At 34.4% G+C, this 10,378-nt stretch carries 13 protein-coding genes and 1 pseudogene; 3 read left to right on the top strand and 11 right to left on the bottom strand.

Annotated elements, in window-relative coordinates; translation table 11 throughout:
- Positions 1–582 precede the first annotated feature (582 nt).
- From ACH0B5_RS17265 to ACH0B5_RS17230, 8 genes are all read right to left on the bottom strand, one after another.
- On the bottom strand, positions 583–1,233 hold the full coding sequence (locus ACH0B5_RS17265) for an alpha/beta fold hydrolase (RefSeq protein ID WP_122973652.1): 651 nt from the start codon (positions 1,231–1,233) through the stop codon (positions 583–585).
- Between the two features lie 10 nt (positions 1,234–1,243).
- The gene (locus ACH0B5_RS17260) at positions 1,244–1,771 is read right to left on the bottom strand and encodes a hypothetical protein (RefSeq protein WP_122973653.1); all 528 of its coding nucleotides are present in this window, start codon (positions 1,769–1,771) and stop codon (positions 1,244–1,246) included.
- Between the two features lie 77 nt (positions 1,772–1,848).
- The gene (locus ACH0B5_RS17255; RefSeq protein ID WP_122973654.1) at positions 1,849–2,493 is read right to left on the bottom strand and encodes a TetR/AcrR family transcriptional regulator; all 645 of its coding nucleotides are present in this window, start codon (positions 2,491–2,493) and stop codon (positions 1,849–1,851) included.
- A 253-nt stretch (positions 2,494–2,746) separates the two neighbouring features.
- Complete coding sequence (locus tag ACH0B5_RS17250) at positions 2,747–3,799, bottom strand: DUF4179 domain-containing protein (RefSeq protein WP_406928213.1); 1,053 nt, start codon at positions 3,797–3,799, stop codon at positions 2,747–2,749.
- Positions 3,741–4,322, bottom strand: a complete 582-nt coding sequence (locus ACH0B5_RS17245; RefSeq protein ID WP_406928212.1) for a sigma-70 family RNA polymerase sigma factor — start codon at positions 4,320–4,322, stop codon at positions 3,741–3,743. Before ACH0B5_RS17245 ends, ACH0B5_RS17250 begins: the two co-directional genes overlap by 59 nt.
- Positions 4,323–4,461: 139 nt before the next feature.
- Entirely contained in the window at positions 4,462–5,073 is a 612-nt protein-coding gene (locus ACH0B5_RS17240) for an FMN-binding negative transcriptional regulator (protein ID WP_341361683.1), read from the bottom strand.
- 17 nt (positions 5,074–5,090) lie between these two features.
- Complete coding sequence (gene paiA / locus ACH0B5_RS17235; RefSeq protein ID WP_406928211.1) at positions 5,091–5,609, bottom strand: spermidine/spermine N(1)-acetyltransferase; 519 nt, start codon at positions 5,607–5,609, stop codon at positions 5,091–5,093.
- Between the two features lie 20 nt (positions 5,610–5,629).
- Entirely contained in the window at positions 5,630–6,082 is a 453-nt protein-coding gene (locus tag ACH0B5_RS17230) for a MarR family winged helix-turn-helix transcriptional regulator (protein ID WP_341361681.1), read from the bottom strand.
- Between the two features lie 111 nt (positions 6,083–6,193).
- Here ACH0B5_RS17230 and ACH0B5_RS17225 point away from each other — a divergent pair, with 111 nt between their 5' ends.
- Positions 6,194–6,820, top strand: coding sequence for a YczE/YyaS/YitT family protein (locus tag ACH0B5_RS17225; RefSeq protein WP_406928210.1), 627 nt, complete (start codon positions 6,194–6,196; stop codon positions 6,818–6,820).
- Positions 6,821–7,002: 182 nt separating this feature from the next.
- Here the strand turns inward: ACH0B5_RS17225 and ACH0B5_RS17220 are convergent.
- Positions 7,003–7,520, bottom strand: a pseudogene (locus ACH0B5_RS17220) (GrpB family protein).
- Between the two features lie 218 nt (positions 7,521–7,738).
- On the opposite strand from ACH0B5_RS17220, the gene ACH0B5_RS17215 reads away from it, so the two are divergent.
- Both ACH0B5_RS17215 and ACH0B5_RS17210 read left to right on the top strand, forming a co-directional pair.
- Positions 7,739–8,761 carry a DUF3231 family protein gene (locus tag ACH0B5_RS17215; protein ID WP_406928209.1) on the top strand — a complete coding sequence of 341 codons (1,023 nt, stop codon included), beginning with the start codon at positions 7,739–7,741 and terminating at the stop codon, positions 8,759–8,761.
- A gap of 46 nt (positions 8,762–8,807) precedes the next feature.
- Positions 8,808–9,275 (top strand): hypothetical protein, encoded by a 468-nt coding sequence (locus tag ACH0B5_RS17210; RefSeq protein ID WP_122971693.1) that lies wholly within the window; start codon positions 8,808–8,810, stop codon positions 9,273–9,275.
- A 41-nt stretch (positions 9,276–9,316) separates the two neighbouring features.
- On the opposite strand, the gene ACH0B5_RS17205 is transcribed toward ACH0B5_RS17210, so the two are convergent.
- Together ACH0B5_RS17205 and ACH0B5_RS17200 are read right to left on the bottom strand one after the other, a co-directional pair.
- Positions 9,317–9,838 (bottom strand): dienelactone hydrolase family protein, encoded by a 522-nt coding sequence (locus ACH0B5_RS17205; RefSeq protein WP_406928208.1) that lies wholly within the window; start codon positions 9,836–9,838, stop codon positions 9,317–9,319.
- Positions 9,839–9,971: 133 nt separating this feature from the next.
- The gene (locus ACH0B5_RS17200) at positions 9,972–10,268 is read right to left on the bottom strand and encodes a DUF3784 domain-containing protein (RefSeq protein WP_122971691.1); all 297 of its coding nucleotides are present in this window, start codon (positions 10,266–10,268) and stop codon (positions 9,972–9,974) included.
- Positions 10,269–10,378: the final 110 nt, after the last annotated feature.

The raw sequence follows: 10,378 nt of genomic DNA, 5'->3' as shown, positions 1-10,378 counted from the left end.
TTAGGATTATTTTCATATAAAAGTGGCTCACTTTTCAACTGCGATGGTGGCTCAGTTTTAGCTTATCAAATACATGCCCGTTTGTTATCATTCTTTTTAAATATTCCTTAAGTTGAATATATATAGGACGGTTTTCTGTAATCTTAAAATCGTTAAACACGCCATTCATCCCCTTGCTAACATTTTCACATTCCTGCACTCATTCCAAAAGGTCCACCCAAAATGTATTTTTAAGGTCTTGTGGATGGGTGTGGAACAACATCTGTATATGATTATTTCATTTTAATGTAATATTCAGGAAATTTATAGGCATCAAGCAGAATTGGAGAAGCGATTAATAGTTCAGCAAGGTTGGACAGTATAAATGTGCTGGAATCATATTGTTTTCTCAACTAAACAATCTGTCCTTTTTTATGAAGAAAGACGCTATCCTTATTCAGGAAAGCGCCCGATAATTAAAGATCGTTACTAACAAATACCCAATTATACTTGTTTGTATATAAACTTTCCCTAATTGAAATGGAGGTACTGGTCATCCACGTTAAACCTATTTAAAATCCACCTGATCGTTTAATAAATTATTTAAGGTATTTCTTTTCTTATCTCATTTTTTCTAGAAGCTTCTTTTAAAAAACGCTTAATCACAATAGCTAATTCCATTGGTTTTTCTATATTTACTTCATGTCCCGCTTGTTCAATCACTGCATATTGAGCCTTCACTAAAGCCTTAATAAATTCTTTAGAAGCCTGTTGATTAACATAGTCTTTTTCCCCACAAATAGCAATGGCTGGACACTGTATTTGTTGAAGGTTTGTTTTTAAATTGAGATTTTTCAATGAGCGACATAATAACAATAATTGTTCTTTATTTAGATTGTGCTTTTCAAAATACGATTTAGGTAAAAGAGAGAAGATAAATTGTTGAAATTTTAATAAATACGGAGGTGGTTTCAGTTGTACTGCAATCAAGAGTAAAGATTTAACCTTCTTTGGATATTGAATCGCATACTGACAAGCCATCACAGCGCCGAGGGAAATGCCACCTAAATGGAAGGGTGCTGGATATTTTTCACATTCCTTTACAAATTCTTCATATAATTGGTTATATGTGGATGCTTCTTCAGTTTTGAATAATTCAGGACAATGAATCTGCCATTCATTTGGTAAATTTAAAATTGTTTCTTGCCAACTAGCTGCAGTTTGGCCCATACCATGTAACAACACTAACTGCATCACTATTCCCTCACACCGTTTTACTTTTAGCAAAATCGACTACTATGGAAATAAAAGATAATACTACCATTACTAATACATGATAAACACTAGAATTTATATCCATAGTAAAATAATTGAGGAAGTGCATACAACTATACAAAATACTAAAAACGAGTGGTATTGTTATTAAAAAAGTGATGCTCATCGCTCGATAGATTTGCTTTTTATACTTCATATAAATACGGTATACACACCATAAAAATAGGCAACTAATTACTGCAATACTACCACCAAGTGAAAAAATGAGCCTTTGTTGAAGTAACATACTTAATATAAATAAAAACGGTAAAATAAGTAATGTGATACTTACCAAACTATCTCTTAAAGGATGATTTGCTTTTAAAGCGACTGTAAACAACACCCCAAATGCTAGAAGCGATAGTAAAACAATAAGTGACCAGTCTAAATCTGTGCTTATCGTATAGTCACAAATTAAACAAACTATTGCTGCGGCAATCGATAGTATCCATAAAACTAAACCCGAAATACGTTTCATTACAATACCTCCTATCTTTTTCATACCTACTAAATGTATGTATAGTTGTAAAAATAAAATGCCTTTTATAAGACATTTTATTTTTCTGCAAGACGATGCAATTGTTGCTGAATAGTACTACTCACCATTTCTTCATCAAATAATGGTAGGCCCATCTTCGTCAACATATCGCTAATAAATATGAATTTATGAATCATTTCTTCTGGACTTGCAGGATAGACTGTTGGCATCAACCATATTTCTAATAATGGCAATAGTTCTGATAATTCTTTTGCATAAGCTGTTTGGATGGAACCATCTGCAATTCCTTCTTGCATTAACTCTAACCAAAGCGGGCTTAAGTTTCTTCGATTAGACTCAATCATCCCTGCCAAAATACGCGGGTTTTGAAGTAATGGCAGTGCCTGCTCTGATATTCGAATTCCTTCCTGATTAGATTGATTCAACGTAACAGCCAATTTCAATTTTTGTAAGCCATTAAGATCACTACGATTGCGTAATTCATCGAATGGATTATGCTCTAAAAACATTCGGTTGATTAACGCCTCCATAATCTCATCTTTAGATTTGAAGTGGTGATAAACCGCACCTCTTGTCATGCCCTCCAGTCCATCTACAATATCTTGAATTGTTGTTTGATCAAAGCCTTTCTCCAGGAAGAGCTTTTGTGCCACATTCAAAATTTTTTCTATTGTTTGCTCCGGATATTTATTGCGTGCCATCCTTGTTCCAACCCTTTTCATACATTCAGTATGTATCTATCATATAAAGAGATATTCTAATTGTCAATAATTTCAATCAGTATAGACTTCAAATCCCATTGTTACCATTACACAATGTTTATACCACAATCTGGCCCGATTGCTGAATCGTTTAAATCATTTTCAACCAATTTTATAATATAGAGTGTCCATTACATAAAATAGAGAAAAGCGATTGCACCGGGCATGCAATCGCTCTTATATTTTCATCGTCTTATCGTATTGTCACTGTAAAGCTTTCAAAGTTTATTTCAGGTCCTTCATATGTTTGGGATTTCGTTATTGCTGTTTCATTGCCTTGCAGGTCGACCTCGACACCCATTTCAGCCTCTGGGAAGATCATATACGGAGTTACTGTTAATTTTTCTACATCAACTTTTTTTGGATCAATTAAGATTGTACCTGTGATACGTTTCTTTTCATGATCGACGATGGCACCGCCTGAATGGGACGAAAGTTCATTCCCCTTCTCATCGATTACTTTAAAGTCGATTCTTCCATTTCCTAAATCTTTATCATAATCTGCTTGATAACTAAACAATAAACTAGCTGGACTGACCTTTACTTCTGATACTTTTAAATCTACGCCATTCGCTTTTTGTTGGTGATTGATAACTACATTTTGAACTTCGTTGTTTTGATTAACTTGAGTTGTGAACTCCCATTGTTTGCCGTCTACCCCAGTAAAAGTTACCCCTAGCGTAAAAGTATCAGGCAAATCTTCCATTGAATCCATATCGACGATTCCCATTTTATGAATAGAAGAAAGTTTCCTTTCGCTATAAGTGCTAGTACCTGAAAAGGCTTTTCCATTGATAGTGATTTCTGGTCCGGAAAATAGATAGAAATCGCCAATTGGTTTTTCTGATACAATGGAAAACCCTATCGTTAAACGAGTCTCATCATAAAACACTTCATCTAACGTCATCGAAGTGTTCCCTACCCTTTCCGAAGTTCCAATGAGTTGAGATAATCCCTGTTCATTTACCTGTTCTAAACCAGGGTCACCTGAATCACTAAACACAGAACCTAATATAGGAATCTTTGAAACGATATGGGCCATAGCTGGTGAGACTGAAGACGTACTAACTAATAGTAGAAAGGCAGCTGCAACAGCGGTTAAGCTATAGACGTTTTTGTTGCCTTTTAACTTTTTCCTTTTCCCTTCATATTCGCCAATCGTATTCGAGATAATGGCATCTAGTTTTTCAGTCGGGACATGAATATGATTCATTTCTTCCTGAAACGACCGAGTTTTGTCTGTCATCAAAATAAACCCCCTTTAATTTTGAACGTAAAATTTCTAATCCGCGGCGTATATTCGTTTTCACTGTACCTTCTGGACAATCGAGAAACGTTGCAATTTGTTTAACGGTATAATCTTGATAAAACCGTAATAGTAAGACTGTCTTGTACTTTTCTTCAATGTCATCCATTGCTTGAAGAAGATCTAAATGTTCCTCCGATTGAAAATATGTAACATTCCCTATCTGTTCATAAAGTTCATTGTTCATCAAAATGAACTTTTGTTTCTTTTTTAATGCGGCGATGGCTGTATTTATTAAAATTCTCATTAGCCACGTTGAAAAATAGTCGTTCTGTTTCAATGTACGAATGGAATTTAAAGCTTTATAAAGGCTTTCTTGAAACACTTCGAGGGCATCTTCCTCATTTTTCATATACATATAAGCCATTCTGTACATTTTTTCTTTCTCTTCGTGAATGAGCAACTGAAATGCTTCTGTATCCCCCTTTTTCGCACGCTTTACTAGCTTTGATTTACTCTCCAACGTACAACCTCCTTTCGCTCATACTAATTAGAGAAATGACAACAACAAAACGATTCAACTTTTTATTAAAAAATAAAAAAATCGGCTCCCACTCTCTGGAAGCCGTTATCGATTAACCTTATTATATAGAAAACTTCTTTTATTTTTGTAGATTTTTCTTCATAAGAGAAGCTACTTGTATATTGTCGTGTTGGATGGTATTTTCTAGATTTTTTATAACGAGCCCTTGCCGTTCAACAGGATGATTTTGACTTAATTTCCCTTTCCCATCAATTTTCGTAATATGTATTTTAAACGCTACAATCCCTTTAGTCATTCCTTCGATAAAACTTGGCTCTACACTTTCTAAATTGTATGGACTATCGGGCGCTTCATATTTCTTTACTAAATCATTTAACGAGTTAAAAATGACTTCTTTATCTTCTATAATCTCAAGCTTTCCATATACATGGATTGATACATAATTCCAAGTTGGCACTGCCTTTGTTGTTTCGTACCAAGAAGGTGAAATATAGCAATGGGGACCTTGGAATATCGCAAGCACTTGCTGGTCTCCAGCATCCTTCCACTGTAAATTTGGCCGGGCAAAATGGCCATATAAAGCCTTTTCACCTTTATTTAACATTAGTGGTAGATGGGTTGCATAAGGTTCTCCTTTATGTTGGGAAACTAAAGTGGCAAATCCATATTGTTCGATCAAATCATAAATGACTTCTTCCTCTTCCAATTTGAAATATTTAGGAATATACATTCGAATCCCCCCTTTAATTAGTCGAGCGTTTTCGTCATAATATAGTCGATTTGTTCCTCATCCCCCATATAAAACGAGTGGGCACCCGTTTGAACAAACCCCATTTTGTTATAAAAAGCGATGGCGTTTTCATTTTTTTCCCATACACCTAACCAAATTTTCTTTTTATTATATTCCATCGCAATGTCCATCGCTTTATTTAATAAATATTTACCAAGGCCATGTTTTTGAAATGATTTCTTTATATAGATTCGTTCAATTTCAAGGGAGTCATCACCCATTTCTTCCGATTGGGCATCACCAATATTCACCTTCAAATAGCCGGCGACTTCATTTTGAAAATAAACAAAATAATATTGGGAACCTTTATTGGATAATTCCTTTTCTAACTGTTTTAAGTTAAATGCCTTTTCTAAGTAAGTATTCATGTTTTCCGGCGAATTCTGGTCTTTAAATGTATCGTAGAACGTTTCGATACTTACTTCTTGCAACGTTTGTAAGTCTTCTAGCGTACATAATTTTATGTTCACAGTCATTTGCATAGCCCCCTCCTCCATCAATAACTTCTCTTGTTCCCCTTTTTAACAAATTCCCAATCGGTTTCCACATTTTTTCTTACTCGATAAAGGTAATCAAACAGTATTTCTGCTTCTTTTTCGGAAAATCCCTGTAATGCCACACTGTTGGAATAATCATTTTCTCGTTTAATAAAAGGATAAACTTTCTTACCCTTTTCTGTCGGGTAAAGTTTTTTTATTTTTTTGTTCTGTTCATCATCTTTCTTTTCAATAAAGCCATGTAACTCCAGCTTTTTTATTGCACGAGCGGCCGTTGTTCGATCTACCTTTATCATTTCAGCTAATTTTTCTTGAATGATTCCAGGGTTTTCATAGATTCGCACTAAATACAAATATTGTCCTTTTGTCAGGTCATATTCTTTAAATTCGATGTTGCTTATTGAATCCAATGCCCTTGCGATCATACCAATTTCACGAAGAATGTCTTTCATCGTTACCACTCCTACTTTATTGTTGCAAATACAATAAAAAATCATCTATATTTAATGTAGAGTAAATTTGTTGTATTTGCAACAAAAATGATGATAAAGAGGTCGAGTAAAGTGAAAATTGTTTTGTACGTATTCGGAATTTTAATTTTAACCTTTGGTATTTCTTTCACTTTACAATCGGACCTTGGCACTTCCCCTTTTGATGCCCTTTTAGTAGGACTATCAAATAATGTAGGACTAACAGTGGGAAGTTGGGAAATTATTATCGCCTTTTTATTAATCTGTTGTAATGCGTTATTAAAAAAAGAAAGACCTGAAGTTTTAGGATTGGTAACTGCCTTTATAACCGGTATTGGTATCGATCTATGGCTTTTTTTATTGCATGATTTGGTAACACCTGAACTTATGTTGAGCAAAGTTCTTTGCTTTAGCATTGGCTTGGTTACGATTGGATTAGGAACCGCAATTTATTTACATACAAATTTTGCACCGATTCCAATTGACCGACTTACTTTAATCATTCAAGAATTAACGAAAAAGACCCTATTCTTTTCGAGGACAGTTATTTACTTCGTCTTTTTAATACTGGCCATCATTTTTAAAGGACCAATTGGCGTCGGAACAATTTTAACCGTTTGTTTTGGCGGGCTCATACTGCATTTCTTTATGCCTTATACGAAAAAAGTGATAGATCGTTTAGTTTGTTACGATGCAAATGAAAAAGACCATTCGATATAGAATGGTTTTTACTTGTATTACATTATCCCGAATATATCCTTCGTTTCCTTGAACATCATTTTTGTCACATTTCCACTTCAAACAATTGCCTTCAAAGGTTTCAATAATTTTAATACAGCTACCATCACTCGTTAACACAAAAAAGAGCTGATGATCAATTTAACGACCTTCAGCCCTTCCACTCATCCAATTATCCCAATCCATTCCAATGCTTTTTCTTCTATTTCTTTTGCAAGCAATTCTTTTCCTTTTATATAGGAGTCAATATCATACGGAAATTGTTGAGCTAAACGTTCCTTTAACTCACTATAGCGCTCCATTATATCCGGATAACTTTTTAAGTAATCACGAAAAGCTAAATGTCGATGGATTTCTTTACTTCCAACTTGATAAATATGAACATGGTGGGAGCGATTGTCTCCACCTTTTTGAAAGTATCTCCGTCCAGGGATACCATTCTCCCCTTTAGGTTTATATCCAATGTTTTGCATCGCTTGATTGTATTGGTCAATGATGCAATGTCCTGAACGACGGGCATGATGTCGATTATTGGTTTCGCTTTTAGACCTGGAACAGATGTACTACCAATATGATGGATATCTACTATTTCATTTCCAAAAATAAGCTTCAGTTTTGCAGCCTCTTCCGCGAAATCGAAAGACCACTTTTCACTATAGGAACTTACTTCGACCTTTCGCAACGACCTTCCACCTTCCTTTTATTTTATAAGTAATTTTAATGGACGACACGCGAAACCCTCTTGTTCAAATAGTATTAGGAGAATGATGGGTAGTAACCTTTTTGACATTCCACTCATTCAAGGAATAGGCTTCGTACAATTTATGTTTGCTCCTTTCGTTTGAAAACGCTAGTATTGGCAAAGAATAAATATATCAATATGTTCTTTGGAGGTCAGCTATGGCGAAACATCAAATATTGCTTACATCTAGTGAGATTGGATCGATATGGACTAACTTTATGTATGATAGCATGTCTAAGTGTGTATTAGCATATTTCTTAAAAGATGTAGAAGATGAGGAGATTAGGACGATTGTTCAGTTCGCTTATGATAGTTCAGCTGCTCATATCGAAAAGTTAACAAGCCTATTTCAAGAGGAAGAAATGCCAACACCAACAGGGTTTACTACTGATGATGTAAATATGAACGCTCCTCGTATGTATACCGATACCTTTATGATTACTTATTTAAATCATATGGCTAAAATTGCAATGCTTCAATATAGTGGATTTATTTCAATGAGTGCTAGGGATGATGTAAGAAGTTATTTCATTGATAGTTTAGAAGGAGCAGTACAATTGTTTGAACAAAGTTCAAAAGTGCTACTCTCAAAAGGAATATTTGTAAGAGCACCTTATATTCCTTATCCAACTACAAAAGATTTTATCGACAGTAAAAAATATTTAAGTGGACTTAATCCTTTAAGTCATAAACGACCTTTAAATGTAGTGGAAATATCCCATTTATTTATGAACATACAAACGAATCTTTTAGGAAGTAAACTTGCCCTTAGTTTTGCCCAAGCTTCACCAGAACAGAAAATACAAAAATGGATGTTAAAAGGAAGAGATATATCAAAAAAACATATTCAAATCTTTACTAAAACGTTGCTTGAAAATGATGTACAAGCACCTTCCCCATCAGATGTTGTGATAACGGATTCAACTATACCGCCATTTTCGGACAAACTAACGATGTTTCATATGTCCTTAATAAGTGCAGCTGGTATAGAAAATTACGCAACAGCTGCTGCTGCTAGTCAAAGAAGTGATCTCATTCTAAATTATAATCGATTCTCCCTTGAAATTGCTCAATATACAAAAGATGGGGCCGACATCGTAATTGAACACGGATGGCTGGAGCAACCGCCAGGAACGGCAGATAAGGACAAATTAGCGAAGAATAAAGAGATGACCGATTGATAGTGGAAATTACCTATTTTAAAACAAAATATAAGAAGTGAATAAAATGTCAAAATCAGGACAAATCGAGAAAATCCTTTGGAGTATTGCTTTACCTGGTCTCGGCCAACTTTTAAATGGTCAACTTATCAAAGGATTATTTTTGATTATATTAGAATTTATCATCAACGTTCAATCAAATTTAAATACAGTAATTATTTATAGCTTTTATGGAGATATTCCATTAGCCATTGAGGAAACAAATTATCAATGGCTTATGTTTTACCCTTGTGTTTATATGTATTCGATTTGGGATGCTTATCGTTGGGCTGAAGGAAAATCGTCACCCTATTCCTTTTTACCCTTTGTCATTAGTGCTTATATAGGAACTATAGGCGTAATTTATTCCTCGAATTTTAAGCTGTTTGGCGTGCTAATCGGTCCTGTTTTTTTGCCGATATTATGTTTAATTTTAGGTGCAGGTATTGGTATCCTTATCAAAATCCCATTGGGGAATATGAAAATTAAGCAATAAAAAATGACAAGCTTTTTCAAAAGAACATTTCGTTTATGTAACTAGTGCTGTAATAAAAAGTTCATCGTCATATGAAAAGTTTCTTGTGTAGACTGGACATGATAATTGGAATTGTATGGATCAGTAAATCCGTGTTTCCCTTTTAATTTATGTATGTTTGGATTTGTTTTTTCGATGGATGCGATTAACTCGTCGACGTCAAAAGACTTTTCAGTTTCTGGAAAGAACAGCATTGTTGGACATATTGGTTCAATCTCTAAATGATTTCTAATTCGCGAACCGTAGTAACAAACCACACCATTGATCCCCTCTTCTTCACTACATACCCAAGCAACGGTAGCCCCAACACTAAAACCAACGATAAAAATCTCTTTATATCGATCTTTCACTTCTCGCAATACACTTTTGATTGTATTTGCCCCATTTAATAACCCGATATGCTTCATAAAATGTTGATACGCATCTTCCTCCGATGAATAGTCAAATGGTGTTTCTTTTTCTAATAAGTTTGGACAAATTACATTAAAGCCCCATTGGGACAAAGTAGCGCAAACATCTTTCATATGCTGATTAATCCCATAAATTTCATGAACTACGATCATTTTTATCGGAGTTCGTTTGTATGTTAATCAAATAAAACCTCCTAATCCCATCCATATTAAAAAAGCGACCGCTATTGTTTAGCAATCGCCCACCTCATTTATCGACTAATGTTTTATGAACATAAATTATCGTACACGCACCATAAGCAAGAATGATGGAAGGGGTAAACGAATCTTGATAAGGGATGTGAATAACACCATTTAAAAGTAGGAAAAACCCACTATTTAAAAAGAAAAATCCTGCAATTTCTGCTAGTCGATCCTTGTCCCTAATTCTTTCTTGATTAAAGCCTTTTAAAATCCAAGTTTGCTTTTTAACCCCAACATAATAAGCAACAAATATAAAAAGAATAGCAACCGTTATAGAAGTAACATTCAGTTCTAAATACATTTTGCGACCCCCTCTATCATATTTACGTTCTCTTTCACTAGCGTCGCATTAAAATAATTCAATACCTAATTGAAATCTGAATTTTCTGTAATTCTATCTTTGCATAAAAA

Source organism: Ureibacillus sp. 179-F W5.1 NHS (assembly GCF_045369345.1).
Classification (GTDB): Bacteria; Bacillota; Bacilli; order Bacillales_A; family Planococcaceae; genus Ureibacillus; species Ureibacillus halotolerans.
Note: the sequence above shows the minus strand (reverse complement) of the source record. Positions and strands in the feature narration are given on the sequence as shown.